The 15,547-nt window shown below is 58.0% G+C and carries 16 protein-coding genes; 14 read left to right on the forward strand and 2 right to left on the reverse strand.

Features of this window, described 5'->3' with window-relative positions; genetic code table 11:
• Positions 1-21: 21 nt before the first annotated feature.
• From AAFM15_RS04520 to AAFM15_RS04535, 4 genes are all read left to right on the forward strand, one after another.
• Entirely contained in the window at positions 22-1,020 is a 999-nt protein-coding gene (locus AAFM15_RS04520) for a hypothetical protein (protein WP_341685512.1), read from the forward strand.
• 155 nt (positions 1,021-1,175) lie between these two features.
• Positions 1,176-2,135, forward strand: coding sequence for a porin (locus AAFM15_RS04525; protein WP_341685513.1), 960 nt, complete (start codon positions 1,176-1,178; stop codon positions 2,133-2,135).
• Between the two features lie 156 nt (positions 2,136-2,291).
• Positions 2,292-3,974 carry a long-chain-fatty-acid--CoA ligase gene (locus AAFM15_RS04530; RefSeq protein WP_341685514.1) on the forward strand — a complete coding sequence of 561 codons (1,683 nt, stop codon included), beginning with the start codon at positions 2,292-2,294 and terminating at the stop codon, positions 3,972-3,974.
• A gap of 66 nt (positions 3,975-4,040) precedes the next feature.
• Positions 4,041-4,793 (forward strand): 5'-methylthioadenosine/adenosylhomocysteine nucleosidase, encoded by a 753-nt coding sequence (locus tag AAFM15_RS04535; RefSeq protein ID WP_341685515.1) that lies wholly within the window; start codon positions 4,041-4,043, stop codon positions 4,791-4,793.
• Here AAFM15_RS04535 and corA read toward each other — a convergent pair.
• Positions 4,786-5,772, reverse strand: coding sequence for a magnesium/cobalt transporter CorA (gene corA / locus AAFM15_RS04540; RefSeq protein ID WP_341685516.1), 987 nt, complete (start codon positions 5,770-5,772; stop codon positions 4,786-4,788). The genes AAFM15_RS04535 and corA overlap by 8 nt on opposite strands.
• A gap of 253 nt (positions 5,773-6,025) precedes the next feature.
• Between corA and AAFM15_RS04545 the strand changes: the two genes are divergently transcribed.
• The 4 genes from AAFM15_RS04545 to hprK all read left to right on the forward strand — a co-directional run bounded on the left by AAFM15_RS04545 (position 6,026) and on the right by hprK (position 9,283).
• Positions 6,026-7,243 carry an MFS transporter gene (locus AAFM15_RS04545; protein ID WP_341685517.1) on the forward strand — a complete coding sequence of 406 codons (1,218 nt, stop codon included), beginning with the start codon at positions 6,026-6,028 and terminating at the stop codon, positions 7,241-7,243.
• 174 nt (positions 7,244-7,417) lie between these two features.
• Positions 7,418-7,747: a ribosome hibernation-promoting factor, HPF/YfiA family gene (gene hpf, locus AAFM15_RS04550; protein WP_341685518.1), complete on the forward strand. Its 330-nt coding sequence runs from the start codon at positions 7,418-7,420 to the stop codon at positions 7,745-7,747.
• A gap of 122 nt (positions 7,748-7,869) precedes the next feature.
• The gene (locus AAFM15_RS04555; RefSeq protein ID WP_341685519.1) at positions 7,870-8,337 is read left to right on the forward strand and encodes a PTS sugar transporter subunit IIA; all 468 of its coding nucleotides are present in this window, start codon (positions 7,870-7,872) and stop codon (positions 8,335-8,337) included.
• A 4-nt stretch (positions 8,338-8,341) separates the two neighbouring features.
• The gene (hprK, locus tag AAFM15_RS04560; RefSeq protein ID WP_341685520.1) at positions 8,342-9,283 is read left to right on the forward strand and encodes an HPr(Ser) kinase/phosphatase; all 942 of its coding nucleotides are present in this window, start codon (positions 8,342-8,344) and stop codon (positions 9,281-9,283) included.
• A gap of 6 nt (positions 9,284-9,289) precedes the next feature.
• Here hprK and fur read toward each other — a convergent pair whose 3' ends face one another.
• Positions 9,290-9,715: a ferric iron uptake transcriptional regulator gene (gene fur / locus AAFM15_RS04565; RefSeq protein ID WP_341685521.1), complete on the reverse strand. Its 426-nt coding sequence runs from the start codon at positions 9,713-9,715 to the stop codon at positions 9,290-9,292.
• A gap of 85 nt (positions 9,716-9,800) precedes the next feature.
• On the opposite strand from fur, the gene AAFM15_RS04570 reads away from it, so the two are divergent.
• From AAFM15_RS04570 to lptE, 6 genes are read left to right on the forward strand one after another with little or no spacing between them, the layout of a single operon-like run.
• Positions 9,801-10,343, forward strand: a complete 543-nt coding sequence (locus AAFM15_RS04570; protein WP_341685522.1) for an outer membrane protein assembly factor BamE — start codon at positions 9,801-9,803, stop codon at positions 10,341-10,343.
• Between the two features lie 32 nt (positions 10,344-10,375).
• On the forward strand, positions 10,376-11,203 hold the full coding sequence (gene dapB, locus AAFM15_RS04575) for a 4-hydroxy-tetrahydrodipicolinate reductase (RefSeq protein ID WP_341685523.1): 828 nt from the start codon (positions 10,376-10,378) through the stop codon (positions 11,201-11,203).
• A gap of 10 nt (positions 11,204-11,213) precedes the next feature.
• The gene (locus tag AAFM15_RS04580) at positions 11,214-11,846 is read left to right on the forward strand and encodes a MotA/TolQ/ExbB proton channel family protein (protein ID WP_341685524.1); all 633 of its coding nucleotides are present in this window, start codon (positions 11,214-11,216) and stop codon (positions 11,844-11,846) included.
• The gene (locus AAFM15_RS04585; protein ID WP_341685525.1) at positions 11,847-12,275 is read left to right on the forward strand and encodes a biopolymer transporter ExbD; all 429 of its coding nucleotides are present in this window, start codon (positions 11,847-11,849) and stop codon (positions 12,273-12,275) included. It begins immediately after the preceding gene.
• 44 nt (positions 12,276-12,319) lie between these two features.
• A complete protein-coding gene (leuS, locus tag AAFM15_RS04590) occupies positions 12,320-15,040 on the forward strand; it encodes a leucine--tRNA ligase (protein ID WP_341685526.1) in 2,721 nt (906 codons plus the stop codon).
• A complete protein-coding gene (lptE, locus tag AAFM15_RS04595; protein ID WP_341685527.1) occupies positions 15,040-15,543 on the forward strand; it encodes an LPS assembly lipoprotein LptE in 504 nt (167 codons plus the stop codon). The genes leuS and lptE overlap by 1 nt, the downstream gene beginning before the upstream one ends.
• Positions 15,544-15,547 lie beyond the last annotated feature (4 nt).

Consider the following 15,547-nt stretch of genomic DNA (forward strand, 5'->3'; position numbering starts at 1 on the left):
CCTATCCATTCAGGAGTCTTCATGTTTATGCCGAAGTCAGTTGCTGTTGTTGTTTCGATGGCTTGCACCGCCTCGTTTGCGGGTACGTTCACATTTGGTTTGTGGGGTGATATGCCTTACGCCAAAAACAAGGATGCGGCTTGGACCCAATCGGTCATCCAAAGCATCGATTCGTCGGACGTTGCATTCTCGATCTTTGATGGTGACATTAAAGATGGCAGCTCAGCCTGTACCAACGAGGTCTTTGCGCAGGCCAAAAACACGTTCAATGGCATGAAGGCACCGGTGGTGTATGTGCCTGGCGACAACGAGTGGACCGACTGTCACCGAAAAAACAATGGTGGCTGGAATAACCTGGAGCGTCTGGACACCCTGCGCAAAGTGATGTTCGAGCAGCCCGTTAGCTTTGGCCAACGCAAAATGAAATTGGAGCACCAAGATGCCCCCTTCGTTGAGAACACACGCTTTACGAGAGACGCCATCGTTTTTGTGCAGGTCAATGTCCCTGGCAGTAATAACAACCGTGTGCTTGACCAAAAAGACTGCACGAAAAAAAGCGCACGAACCTGGGCTGATTGCGAGGCGGATAACGCCGAATACGCTGTTCGCAACGTGGCGGTGAATCGTTGGATCACTGGTGCGTTTGAACAGGCACTGGCGCAGAAAGCCAAAGGCGTAGTTATCACACTGCAGGCTGATCCGGGGTTTGATTTGCCCGAGACGGAAGAGCATGACGAAGCCAAGGCCACAGGCTGGAACCGTGCCGAGTCTGGCTACAAAGACCTAATGGAAACCGTCATTTCTCAAACGCAGAAATTCAAAGGTCAAGTGTTGTTCGTGCACGGCGATACACACGTTTTCAAGTTGGATAAGCCTCTGCATCAGCCCCTGAACCTGTTGCCGAACTTCACGCGGCTGCAAACCTTTGGCAGCCCCAACAACCATTGGGTGCATGTGAGTGTGGATACAAAGCGCCCCGAAGTGTTCACCATTCGCCCGGTGATGGTGGAGCACAAATAAATTCCCTCCGAGTGCCGAATATGAAAAAGGTGTGACGTTGCAATGAGCCAACGTCACATAAACTTCATTTGGACACAGTCTCGGTGTCACATTGACTTTCAAGAATGGAGACAGTTGCAAATGCAGCAGCTGTCTTCAATCTACAGGAGTAATTCATGAAGAAGTCAATGAGCATGATCGCTTTGGCCGTGTTGGCCGCTACCGCACAGGCGGGTGAACTGAGCGCTGGCAAGGACACCAAGTTCGAACTAAACGTTGAACTGGGCGCTTACCACCTGAGCAAAAAGGACAGCTCGGGCGTGGCCGGTAAAGACTTTCTGGGCAAGGGCATGAACCAGGTCGAGATCAAGGCATCGCATAAGCTCAACAGCGATGTCACCGTATTTGGCGAAATTGAAGTGGACTACGACCCGATCGTGGACAACAACACCGTCAAGACCGATGACGTCAAGCTGGGTTTTGCACACAAGGACTTGGGTACCTTCATGGTGGGCCAGTTCGATAGCTTCTATGAAGACAATGTGGTGGAAGCATTGGGCATTGGCCACGGTGACACCGGTGGTTTCATGACTGAGCCTGCCTCTTCTAACGATGGTAAGCATGTGCAGTACCTGAAGAAAGTCGGCAACCTGACCTTGGCTATCGACGGTACGTTCTCCAAATCCGGTACCAATACCGACACGGGCATGGCCATTGCTGCGATGTACAAACTGTCTGACCAGCTGTCCCTGACGGCTGGTTACAGCGACATCGCCAAATACAAGACCGATGACTCTACTACTGGTGACAACGCGGACAAGAAGTCCCTGGGCGTGGCTATGGTGTACAAGTTTGGCGACTCCAAGTTGACAGGCATGCACGCCCAGACCACCAGCACCAGCGACGTTAAAACCAAGTACACAGGCGTGGCGTTTACTCACAAGATGGGCGCTTTTGATGTGGGCGTTTCTGCCCAGAAAGTCAAGGCAGGCACCGCCGCCAGCCGCAACGAGTTCGGCCTGGGCTTTGGCTATGAGGTCTATAAAAACATGACCGCTTATCTGGACATCAGTCGCCTGGATAAGACCAACAAAAAAGACGATGCAGTTGAAGTTGGCGTGAAGTACGCTTTCTAAGCTTTTCCCGTATTTTCCAAAGAGTTTTGGCCCAGCATTAGCTGGGCCTTTTTTGTAGGTACAAAGGTGTCCCGATTTCAGTGTAAACCCGGATTTTCTGGCGTCAGAAATCTGTCAGTCTTGAGATAGACTGGCGACCATCAAGGAGACTCTGCTATGACCCAAGAACGTACCTGGCTCAAGAATTATCCCGAAGGCGTTCCTGCTTACATCAATCCGGACCAGTACCGCTCGCTGGTGGGCTTGATGGAAGAGAGTTTCGAGCGATATTCAGACCGGACGGCCTACAGCTTTATGGGCAAATCGGTCACCTTCGCGCAGACCGATCAAGAGAGCCGGGCCATGGCTGCCTACCTGCAGTCCTTGGGCCTGCAACGGGGGGATCGTGTTGCGGTCATGATGCCCAATGTGCCGCAGTACCCGGTGGTCGTGGCAGCCATTTTGCGTGCGGGTATGGTGGTGGTGAACGTCAACCCGCTCTACACCGCGCGTGAGTTGGAGCATCAGCTCAAGGACTCGGGTGCACGCGCCATCATCATCATTGAGAACTTTGCTGCGACGCTGCAAAAGTGCATTGCGCAAACAGGTGTGGAGCACGTGGTTCTGGCCGCCATGGGCGATCGTTTGGGTATGCTCAAGGGCGCATTGGTCAACCATGTGGTGCGCAAGGTCAAGGCGCTGGTGCCGGCGTTTGAGTTGCCCGGTGCCGTGCGATACAACGATGCGCTGGCTCAGGGCGCCAAATTGAATCTGGACAAGCCTGACATCGGGCCGGATGACATTGCGGTTCTTCAGTACACCGGCGGCACCACCGGAGTGTCCAAAGGTGCGGTGCTTTTGCATCGCAATGTGATTGCCAATGTGCTGCAGTCCGAAGCCTGGAATGATCCGGTCATGAAAAAGGTGCCGGTCCATGAGCAGCCTACAGCTGTGTGCGCTTTGCCGCTCTATCACATCTTTGCCTTCACGGTGAACATGATGCTGTTCATGCGGGTGGGCGGGAAGAACATCCTGATTCCGAACCCGCGCGATTTTCCTGCGGTGCTCAAGGAATTGTCCAAGCACACCTTCCATAGCTTCCCGGCGGTCAACACGCTGTTCAACGGGCTGGCCAACCATCCGGACTTCGACAAGGTCAATTGGTCCAACCTGAAGATATCACTGGGCGGTGGTATGGCTGTGACACACAGTGTGGCCAAGCTGTGGCTGGAGAAGACTGGCTGCCCCATCACCGAGGGCTATGGTCTATCAGAGACCAGTCCTTCGGCGTGCTGCAATGTGCCGACCAACACTTCGTTCACAGGCACGATTGGTGTTCCCATTCCAAGCACCTGGATGAAGCTGATCGACGATGCGGGAAATGACATCACACAAGTCGGACAGGCGGGTGAAATCGTCATCAAAGGTCCGCAAGTCATGGCGGGGTACTGGCAGCGTCCCGACGAGACTGCCCGCGTGATGACCTCTGATGGCTACTTCAAGTCAGGCGATATTGGCACGTTGGACGAGAACGGCTTTTTCAAGATCGTGGACCGTAAAAAGGATATGATTTTGGTCAGCGGTTTCAATGTTTATCCCAATGAGGTCGAGGATGTGGTGTCTTCGTGCCCCGGTGTGTTGGAGTGTGCCGCTGTTGGCGTGCCTGACGAACGCATGGGCGAGGCCGTGAAGCTGGTGGTGGTGCGAAAGGATCCCGCCTTGACTGAAGGGGCGGTGCTGGCGCATTGCAAGGAAAACCTCACGGCCTACAAGCAGCCGCGCATTGTGGAGTTTCGCAATGAACTGCCCAAAACACCCGTGGGCAAGATCCTGCGTCGTGAGTTGCGCAGTGCCAGCTGATCCTGGGCTGTTCTACACTTGCCAAGGCGACCTGCGGGTCGCCTTTATCTTGTCTGGAGAACACGAATGGTGATTGGCATCATGGGTGCCCTGCACGAAGAGCTGGCAGGCATGCTTGAGGCGATGCCCGATGAGCGGCGACAGCAAGTGGCCGGACGCACTTTCTGGTGCGGACGCTGGCAGGGACAGGAGGTGGTGGCAGTGCTTTCCCGTGTGGGCAAAGTGGCGGCCGCGACCACGGCGACTGCTCTGATTGAGCGCTTCGGGGTCAATCAAATTGTTTTTACCGGTGTGGCCGGCGGCATTGGCCAGGAAGTGCGTGTGGGCGATGTGGTCGTGGCCAATGGTTTTGTACAGCATGACATGGATGCCTCGCCCTTGTTTGCACGGCATGAGGTGCCACTTTATGGCCGCACGGTGTTCGAAACGGATGTGGCATTGTCTTCTCAGCTTGCGCATGCAGCCCGTGATGTTCTGGCAGATGTGGGCCGGCACGTGCAGGCGCAAAGTGTGCAGGCGTTTGCGCTGCAGCGTGCTCAATGCCACCAGGGCTTGGTGACAACAGGAGATCGTTTCGTGAGCAGTTCGGCCGAGTGCCGCGCCCTGCAGCAGGCCTTGCCGCAAGCTCTGGCCGTGGAGATGGAGGGCGCTGCAGTCGCGCAAGTGTGCTTTGATTACGGCGTGCCGTTCGCAGCGCTACGTACCATCTCGGACCGAGCCGATGACGATGCGCACACTGACTTTGGTCGCTTTGTGACCGAGGTGGCCAGCCACTACAGTGTGGCTGTGCTGTCGCAGTGGTTGCGACAGCTTACTTGAGCCAGCCGCGACGGCGGAAGTACCACATGGGCCCCAAGGCACTGGCCAGCATCAGGCCCAGCGCGTAGGGATAGCCCAGGCTCCAGTCCAGCTCGGGCATGAACTTGAAGTTCATGCCGTAGATGCTGGCGATCAAGGTCGGTGGCAGCAAAGCCACGCTGGCCACCGAGAAGATCTTGATGATCTTGTTCTGGTTGATGTTGATGAAACCGACGGTGGCATCCATCAGGAAGTTGATCTTGTCGAACAGGAAGGCGGTGTGGGAGTCCAGCGAGTCGATGTCGCGCAGGATTTGGCGGGCTTCTTCAAATTGCTCGGCATTGAGCATTTTGGAGCGCATCATGAAGCTGACAGCGCGGCGCGTGTCCATGGCGTTGCGGCGGATGCGGCCGTTCAAGTCTTCCTGGCGGGCAATGGCGCCCAGCACCTCACCAGCCAGAGCGTCGGTCACATCACCCGAGAGCACTTGTTTGCCAGCCTTTTCCAGGTGATCGTAGATGCCTTCGAGCGTGTCGGCAGAGTATTCGGCGTCAGCATCAAACAGTTTGAGCAGCACTTCCTTGGCGTCTTCGATCAGGCCGGGGGCGCGACGGGCGCGCATGCGCAGCAGGCGAAACACCGGAATGTCCTCGTCGTGGATCGAGAACAACACGCCCTGGCTGCGCAAGTTGGTGTTGTGTTGGTTCAGGATGAAAGCGCAACGTACGGTGGTGGGTTCGAACTCGTCCGCGATCAAAAAGTCAGAGCGAATGTGCAGCTCGCCGTTGTCTTCTTCGTAGAAACGGGCGGACTCTTCGATGTCCTCGTCCATCGCGTCTTCGGGGATGGACAGGCCGTAGTACTGTTTGATCCAGCGCTTTTCTTCCACCGTGGGGGACTCCAGGTCCACCCAGATCGGCTGAAAGCGTGAGAGCTCTTCCAGGGATTCGATTTCTTCCTGAAAGAGGCGTCCGTTGACGAGGGTAAAGATATTGAGCATGGCGTCTCCTGCGCAGGCCAGTTGCCAAAGGTCCAAAAGGGGCTGGGTGGGGCGTAGCTTTCAGACGAAGGGCAGATGCTCAGTTCATCCGAAAGCTACCGACTAGGGTAGCTGTCCATGACGACAATTCTCCGGAAATGGGAAAGTGCACGAATTATGGCACTTTGGTCGGGTATGTGGGCAGTGATCTGCACTGGGTGTCGGCAGTCAGGCGCACAAGCTGTTAGATTCTTGCCCTTCAAAGGAATATTCCATGACTCAGGCCCTGACGCCCAGCCGCGAGCGCTGGGTACTGCTGACGCTGGCTGGCGTTCAGTTCACCCATATTCTGGATTTCATGATCATGATGCCGTTGGGGCCGCAATTTACCCAATTACTGGGCATCAGCAATGCCCAGTTTGGTCTCTTGGTCTCGGCCTACACGTTGTCGGCAGGGGCTTCAGGCCTGATAGCCGCCATGTATGTGGATCAGTTCGACCGGAAACGTTTGCTGCTGGTTATGTACAGCTTGTTTGGCCTGGCGACGCTGGCCTGTGGCCTCGCGCCAACCTACGCGTGGTTGATGCTGGCGCGGGTGGCTGCCGGTGTATTTGGTGGCGTGCTGTCGGCCTTGTCCCAGACCATTGTGGCGGATCTGGTGCCTTTTGAACGCCGGGGGCGGGCGATGGGGGTGGTCATGACCTCGTTCTCGGTGTCAACGGTGGCAGGTGTGCCGCTGGGTCTGTTTTTGGCGGCGCACTGGAGCTGGCATGTGCCCTTTTTTGCGATTGCTCTGCTCGTGCTCGGCTTGATTGTCGTGGCTCAGCGGACCCTGCCGGTGATCGATGGTCACTTGCATCACCCACACCGCACCTCAGCCTGGGTCGGGCTTGGGCGGGTGCTGGCGGATGCCAATCACCTCAAGGCCTTTGCTTTGTCCGGGTTGATGATGTTTGCGGGCTTTACGGTCATTCCCTACATCACCATTTACCTGCAGTCCAACGCGGGCATGCGCCCAGAGCAAATCCCGTGGATTTATCTTGTGGGTGGTGCGGGCACGCTGGTGTCGGCACGCTACTTTGGGCACTTGACCGATCGTTTGGGCAAGGCGCAGACCTTCAGGCGACTGGCTGCCGTGGTGTGCGTTCCGTTGCTGTTGACCACGGTGTCAGCGGGGTTGCCGGTGTGGGCCCTGGTGGTGATTTCGACCTGCTTGTTCATCGCGATGAGTGGACGCATGATTCCGGGCATGGCCTTGATCAGCTCGGCCTCGGTGCCCCATTTACGCGGCACATTCATGACGCTCAACGCTTCGGTGCAGTCAGCAGCCATGGGGCTGGCGGCCATCGCTGGGGGCTTGATCATTGGGCGTGACGCACAAGGGCATCTGACCCATTATTGGGTCGCGGGCGTTGTGGGCGTGATGGTCAGCTTGTCTACCATCTGGATGGCTGCCAGAGTTCATGTGCATGAAGCCCCGCACCGAACCTGATCTTTTCGACGTTAACACGGCTTTGTTCAGTTGCCCATGCAAAACCGCGGCGATTCGGGGTTTACCTTGAGCCGCCTTGCTTTTCATTTCCAGCCGGCGCATAGTGAACTCAACGCGATGCGTTAAGCGCCCGATTCGGGCATTCATTACCTTGCATGACAGGAGGCCAGCCTTATGAACCTGACGATCAGTGGACACCATCTTGAAGTCACCGATGCACTGCGCAGTTATGTCACGGGCAAACTCGATCGCATCACCCGCCACTTTGACCAGGTGGTGGACGTCAAAGTGCTGTTGAGTGTTGAAAAGCAAAAGGAGAAAGAAAAGCGGCAAAAAGCCGAATGCAACATCCATGTCAAAGGCAACGATCTGTTTGCCGAGAGTGCCCACGAAGACCTGTATGCCGCGGTGGATGAGTTGATGGACAAGCTCGATCGCCAGGTGGTCAAACACAAAAACAAATTGACCGATCATCATCACGATGCGCCCAAGCGCATGATGTAAACGGCTTGACCCCATTGAATAACCGCCTTCGGGCGGTTTTTTGTTAACCGAAGAAAATAAAAGTATTCATTAATCTGTCTCAAGATGCATAAGGGTTTCCCGGGTGCATAATGCGCCCGATCATGAATCGTCTTGCATCCATCCTGCCTGTCGACCAAGTTCTGGTGTCCGTTGAGGTCACCAGCAAGAAACGTGCGTTTGAAGAAGCGGGTTTGCTTTTTGAAAGCCTGCATGGTTTGTCGCGTGCGCTGGTCACTGATAGCCTTTTTGCACGTGAACGCTTGGGTTCGACCGGGCTCGGTCACGGCGTGGCGATTCCGCATGGCCGCATCAAGGGCTTGAAAGCGCCCATGGCTGCCGTATTCCAGCTCTTGCAGCCCATTGGCTTTGATGCGCCGGACGAGCAACCGGTTCAGCTGTTGATTTTCTTGCTGGTGCCCGAGGCTGCAACCCAGAAGCACCTTGAGATCCTGTCCGAAATTGCCGAACTGCTCAGCGACGCCAGCCTGCGCGATCGTATCAAGTGCAGCGATAACCGCGATGCGCTGCATGGCCTGATTTCGGGTTGGCAATCTACACAAGCCGCTTGATGCCATGAAGCCCTCGGTCATCAGTGCAGACCTGTTGTTCGAGGACCACCGTGGCAGTCTGAAATGGCAGTGGATCGCCGGCCAAGGCGCTTCCGAGAGGCGTTTTGACGAGGTGGCCATCCGCATGGCCCGCTCGGGTGCTGACCTCGTGGGGTATTTGAATTACATCCACCCCTACCGGGTGCAGATCCTGGGTGAGCGCGAGGTGGCTTACCTGAGCAACGGCAGCGCAGAGGACTGTGCAAGGCGGATCGCCCGTATCGTGACGCTGGAGCCTCCGGTGCTTGTCTTGGCAGATGGGCAGTCTGCACCCGAGTCCCTGTTGTCCATGTGCGAGCGGGCGCAAATCCCGATGTTCGCCACCCACGAATCATCGGCCTTTGTGATTGATGTGTTGCGGGCCTATTTGTCCAAGCACTTCGCGGACCGCACCACCATGCACGGCGTGTTCATGGATATTTTGGGCATGGGGGTCCTGATCACCGGTGAGTCAGGTCTGGGCAAGAGTGAGCTTGGTCTTGAATTGATCTCGCGTGGCAACGGCCTGGTGGCTGACGATGCAGTGGATTTGTACCGCATCAACCAGACCACCATCGAGGGGCGTTGTCCTGATCTGCTCCAGAATCTGCTGGAGGTCCGTGGCATTGGTTTGTTGGACATCCGGGCCATCTTTGGTGAAACAGCGGTGCGGCGCAAAATGCGCCTGAAGCTGATCGTGCACCTGGTGCGCAAGGAAACGCTGGAGCGCGACTATGAGCGTTTACCCAGCGCACCTTTGACGCAAGAGGTCCTGGGCATTCCCGTGCGCAAGGTGGTGATTCAGGTGGTGGCGGGCCGCAACATCGCCGTGTTGGTGGAGGCTGCGGTGCGCAACACCATTTTGCAAATGCGCGGTATCGACACTTACCAGGAGTTCATCGAGCGCCAGCGCCGTGCGATGGATTGAGCGGTCTCAACGTTTGTTGGGGCAGGTCTTTCGTGTGCAGTGCGCGTAAATGCTCAGGGCATGGTCCGCGATCTCAAAGCCTTTGAGTTTGGCCACAGCTTGCTGGCGCTTTTCGATTTCGGCGTCGAAAAACTCTTCTACCTGCCCACAGTCCAGGCACACCAGATGGTCGTGGTGCTGTCCTTCGTTGAGCTCGTAGACCGCTTTGCCGCCTTCAAAATGGTTGCGGCTAAGCAGTCCGGCCTGCTCGAACTGGGTCAACACGCGGTACACCGTGGCCAGACCAATGTCGGTGTTTTCGTGCATGAGATGGCGAAACACGTCTTCTGCCGTCATGTGACGCTGGGGCCCGTGCTGAAACACCTCGAGTATTTTCAGGCGGGGGCCAGTGGCCTTGAGGCCAGAGCTTTTGAGGTCGTCGATCTGGGGCATGGGCAACAAAAGGTCACAAATGGACGGCCCAGTGCAAAACGCTGTGCCGCTACAATGGCCCGATCATAAAGGTGTCCGTACAGCCATGACAAATTCAATGACTTTCCGTCCGGTTTTGGCCAGGCTGGCCATGCTGGCGCTGTGTGCGTCGTTGGGCGCGTGCAGCAGCGTGCAAAGCTGGGTGGGGCGTGACACGTTCAAGACTTATGTGCCCGAGGTGGTTCAAGGCAACTTTGTCTCCAAAGAACAGCGTCAGGCCTTGCGTCCCGGAATGCCCAAGGCGCAAGTACGCGATATTCTGGGCACGCCCTTGATCACGAGCTTGTTCCGAGGTGAGCGCTGGGATTACGCTTTCAGCATTCGACGCCAGAATGTGGAGCCCCAACAGTTCAAACTCACCGTCTGGTTCCAGGGGGACGTGCTCGACAAGGTCGAGTCTGACGAGTTGCCCAGTGAGCAGGAGTTTGTGCAGCGCCTGGAGGGCGAGCGTAAAGCCGTCAAAGTGCCAGCCCTTCAGGCGTCGCCTGAGCAGCTGAAGGCTTATGCCGTGCCTGAAAAGGCGCAGACGCCGGCGGTCCCGCCGCCGCTGCCGTCGCAATATCCGCCACTGGAAGCGCCTGGTCGCTGACCTTTTTCCTGTTTTCTTTTGAAGTCCTCTGCATGAATTCCGAACCCAACAATCCTGCTCGCCATGCTGTTGCTGTTGCCGGCGCCTCAGGGCGTATGGGGCACATGCTGATCGAAGCCATTGCCGAGGCGGACGATTGCCGTTTGTCGGGCGCACTGGACTTGCCCACGAGTGCTGCTGTGGGGCAGGACGCGTCAGCCTGGTTGGGGCAAGCTTCTGGTGTGAAGGTGCAGGGCGATTTGCGTGCGGGACTGCAGGATTCAAAATTTTTGATTGACTTCACCCGACCCGAAGGAACGTTGGCCCATCTGAGGGTGTGCCGCGAGCTTGGCGTCAAGGCCGTGATTGGTACCACCGGCTTTACCGAGGCGCAAAAAGCCGAGATCGCAGAGATCGCCAAGCACATCGCCATCGTCATGGCGCCCAACATGAGTGTGGGTGTGAACGTGACGCTTAAGTTGCTGCAAATGGCGGCCAAGGCGCTGGCTACTGGCTACGACATTGAAATCATCGAGGCTCATCACCGTCACAAGGTCGACGCTCCCAGTGGCACCGCGCTGAAAATGGGCGAGGTGATTGCAGACGCGATTGGCCGCGACCTCAAAGAGTGTGCGGTGTACGAGCGCTATGGCCACACCGGCGAACGTGACCCGTCCACCATTGGCTTCTCCACCATCCGCGGCGGTGATATTGTGGGAGACCACACTGTGCTGTTTGCCGGCACAGGTGAGCGCATCGAGGTGACCCACAAATCGTCGAGTCGCGCCACCTATGCTCAGGGCAGTTTGCGTGCCGTGCGCTTCCTGGCGGGGCAAGACCGCGGCCTGTTCGACATGTTCGACGTGCTGGGGCTGAACTGAGGCCTGGACCATGTGGAACTTCTGGCTGACTGCAGACCTGCTGAGCCGGATGTTGGCGGTGACTTTGCTGCTCATGTCGGTGGCGAGCTGGGTCGTGATTGTGTGGAAGGGCTGGCTGCTGACACGCACTGCCCGTGCCGTGCCCAAGGCTGTTTCAGCTTTTTGGGCTTCAGCAGACTTTGATGCGGGACGTATCCAGGCCACCCATTGGGACCCGGCGGTGGGACTGTTGTTGCAATCTACGGTATTGCCCGTCAGCGGAACGTTGGTGGTGGTGGGCCGTGTGCGTGCGCGGTTGACGCGTGCGTTGCGCGATGCACTTGCGCAATGCAGTCATCGCTTGCAGTGGGGGCAGACTGTGCTGGCTTCCGTGGGGGCGACCGCTCCATTTGTGGGCTTGTTGGGCACGGTCTGGGGGATCTACCATGCACTGACCGGATTGGGCCAGGCCACTGATTTGACGCTGGACCAGGTCGCCGGTCCGGTGGGTGAAGCACTGGTCATGACCGCCATGGGTTTGGCAGTGGCTTTGCCCGCTGTGCTGGCCTATAACTTTCTCGGGCGCCGTGCATCAGCCATTGAAGCCGAGCTCGAAGGTTTTGCGCACGATGTGCTGGAATTGCTGGCGACCGAGGAGGCTTGAATGGCTTTCGGACGTTTGAGGCGCCAGGCCCCGGCGGCCCCGATGAAAGAAATCAACGTTACGCCCATGGTGGACGTGATGCTGGTGCTGCTCGTGATTTTCATGGTCACTGCGCCCTGGTTGGGTCGAGCCTTGCATTTGGAGTTGCCCTCTGCCCAAGCGTCGAGTGCCGTGCAAACGGCGCCTGTGCTGGACATTGGCATCAAGGCAGATGGTACGTTGTGGCTCAACCGTGAAGCTGTGGCCTGGGCCGATTTGCCAGGGCAGCTCAAGCAGTGGACTCTCGCTTCCCGGGGTGAATCGCCGTCTGTGCGTTTGGCCGCCGATGCCAGTGTGAAATATGAGCAGATTGTTCGGGTGATGGATGTGTTGCAACAAAACGGTCTGGGACAGATCGGTTTCCTGACCAGTCCGGCCCTCAAGCCCTGAAAGCGCCGTGAATGGGGTCGCCCACCTTCTACAATCGGGGCATCATGCAAGACAAGTACAACCATCAGGCCATCGAAGCCGCCGTACAGGCCCGCTGGGCCTCCAAAGATGCTTACCGCGTCACTGAAGACGCCAGCAAGCCCAAGTTCTACGCCTGCTCCATGCTGCCCTACCCCAGTGGCAAGCTGCACATGGGCCACGTGCGCAACTACACCATCAACGACATGCTCACGCGCCAGCTGCGCATGCGCGGCTACAACGTGCTGATGCCCATGGGCTGGGACGCCTTTGGCCTGCCCGCCGAAAACGCCGCACTCAAGAACAAGGTGCCGCCGGCCCAGTGGACGTACGACAACATCGCCTACATGAAAAAGCAGATGCAGGCGATGGGCTTGGCCATCGACTGGTCGCGTGAAGTCGCCACCTGCAACCCCGACTATTACAAGTGGAACCAGTGGCTGTTCCTCAAGATGCTCGAAAAGGGCATCGCCTACCGCAAGACGCAAGTCGTCAACTGGGACCCAGTGGACCAGACCGTGCTGGCCAACGAGCAGGTCATTGACGGCCGTGGCTGGCGCACCGGTGCACTGGTGGAAAAGCGCGAGATTCCTGGCTACTACCTCAACATCACGGCCTACGCCCAAGAGCTGCTGGACCATGTGCAGATCGGAAACGAGAAGGCGACGCTGGACGGTTGGCCCGACAAAGTCCGTCTGATGCAGGAAAACTGGATCGGCAAGAGCGAGGGCGTGCGCTTTGCGTTCACGCACGACATCAAGGATGCCGCTGGTCAATTGATCGGTGACGGCAAGATGTACGTCTTCACGACGCGCGCCGACACCATCATGGGCGTGACGTTTTGCGCCGTGGCGGCCGAGCACCCGCTGGCGCTGCATGCCGCGGCCAGCAACCCGACCTTGGCTGCCTTCCTGGAAGAGTGCAAGACCGGTGGCACCACCGAGGCCGAGCTGGCCACGCAAGAGAAAAAGGGCATGCCCACCGGCTTGTTCGTCACGCACCCTTTGACGGGCGCAAAGGTCGAGGTCTGGGTTGGCAACTATGTGCTGATGAGCTACGGCGATGGCGCCGTGATGGGCGTGCCTGCACACGACGAGCGTGACTTTGCGTTCGCCCTCAAGTACCAGCTGCCGATCAAGCAAGTCGTGTCCGTCAAGGACCAGGCTTTCGATGCCAGTGCCTGGCAAGAGTGGTACGGCGACAAGCAAAACTGCGTGTGCGTCAACTCCGGCGAACTCGATGGCCTGAACCAGAAAGCCGCTGTCAACAAGGTGGCCGAGCTGCTCGCTGCCAAAGGCCTGGGCGAGAAGAAAACCACCTGGCGTCTGCGCGACTGGGGCATCAGCCGCCAGCGCTACTGGGGCACGCCGATCCCGATCATCCATTGCGACGAGCACGGTGCGGTGCCGGTGCCCGAAAAAGACCTGCCGGTGGTGCTGCCGCAAGACTGCATTCCTGACGGCTCTGGCAACCCGCTGCACAAGCACGAAGGCTTCCACGCGGGCGTGACCTGTCCGGTGTGCGGCAAACCTGCCCGCCGCGAGACCGACACCATGGATACCTTTGTGGATTCGTCCTGGTACTTCATGCGCTATTGCGATCCGACCAATCCCGACAAGATGGTGGCCGAGGGTGCGGATTACTGGATGCGGGACCAAAACAATGCCACTGGCGGCAGCGGCATGGACCAATACATCGGCGGCATCGAGCACGCCATCCTGCACCTGCTGTACGCGCGCTTCTGGACCAAGGTCATGCGCGATCTGGGCCTGGTCAAGGTCGATGAGCCCTTCAGCAAGCTGCTCACCCAGGGCATGGTGCTCAACCACATCTACTCGCGCCGCACCGCCAAGGGCGGCAAGGACTACTTCTGGCCACACGATGTCGAGCATGTGCTGGGTGATGACGGCAAGATCGTGGGTGCCAAGCTCAAGAACGAAGCCGAGAGTGGCGACGGCCGTCTGCCTGTGGGCACGCCCATCGACTACGAAGGCGTGGGTACCATGTCCAAGTCCAAGAACAACGGCGTGGACCCGCAGGACCTGATCGAAAAATACGGCGCCGACACCGCCCGCCTGTACACCATGTTCACCGCGCCGCCCGAAGCCACGCTGGAGTGGAATGACGCGGCGGTGGAAGGCAGCTACCGCTTCCTGCGCCGCGTGTGGAACTTCGCGGCCAAGAATGAAGCCTTGCTCAAGAAGGGCATTGCGGTGGATCGCAGCCAACCTGTGGAATTCGGCAAGGCCGCCAAGGCGCTGCGTCTGGACATCCACACCGTGCTCAAGCAGGCCAATTACGACTACGAGCGCATGCAGTACAACACCGTCGTCTCGGCGGTGATGAAGATGCTCAACACGCTCGAAGACGTGCAACTGTCTGACAGCGCCGAAGATGCCGCCGCGCTGGCCGAGGGCTTCTCGATCCTGCTGCGCGTGCTCTACCCGGCCTGTCCGCACATCACCGATGAGCTGTGGACCGATCTGGGCTACGCCGCCTGCTGCGGTGACCTGCTCGATGTGGCCTGGGCGGGTGTCGACGAGTCTGCCCTGCAGCGCGACGAGATCGAACTCATGCTGCAGGTCAACGGCAAGCTGCGTGGCGCCGTTCTGGTGCCTGCCAGCGCTGACAAGGCTGCAATTGAAGCTGCTGCACTGGCCAGTGAAGCCTTTGCCAAGGCCGCCAATGGCGCAGCAGCCAAAAAAGTCATTGTGGTGCCGGGTCGTTTGGTTAACGTGGTGGTCTGATGCAAAGCGCTCGTCGCCACTTTCTTTGGGGTTTGGCAGCTGTGGCCTTAAGTGGCTGCGGCTTCAAACTGCGCGAAGGGGGTGACTTTGCTTTTCGCAAACTGTTTGTCAATTTTCCGCAAGACCCGTTGGGCGTGGAGTTGCGCAGACACTTGTTGGGCACAGGCAAGCTGGAGTTGATCGAAGACCCCAAGCGCATGCGCGAGGCCGATGCCACGCTGGACATCCTTTCTCAAAACCGCCAGCGGGTGATTGTGGGTGTTAACGCTTCCGGTCAGGTCCGAGAGGTGCAGCTGCGACTGAGTGTTGGTTTTCGCCTGCGCGATGCCCAGGGCGTGGAGTGGCTGGAGCCAGTGACGCTGCAAATGGAGCGTGATCTCAGTTACGCGGAAAGCGCGGCACTGTCCAAAGAGATTGAAGAGGGCCTGACTTACCGCAGCATGCAGTCGGACATTGTCGGCCAGATCATGCGTCGTCTGGCGGCTGTGCGCCGCCGCGGCTGAGGCG

Source organism: Limnohabitans sp., from assembly GCF_038134685.1.
Lineage (GTDB): Bacteria > Pseudomonadota > Gammaproteobacteria > Burkholderiales > Burkholderiaceae_C > Limnohabitans_A.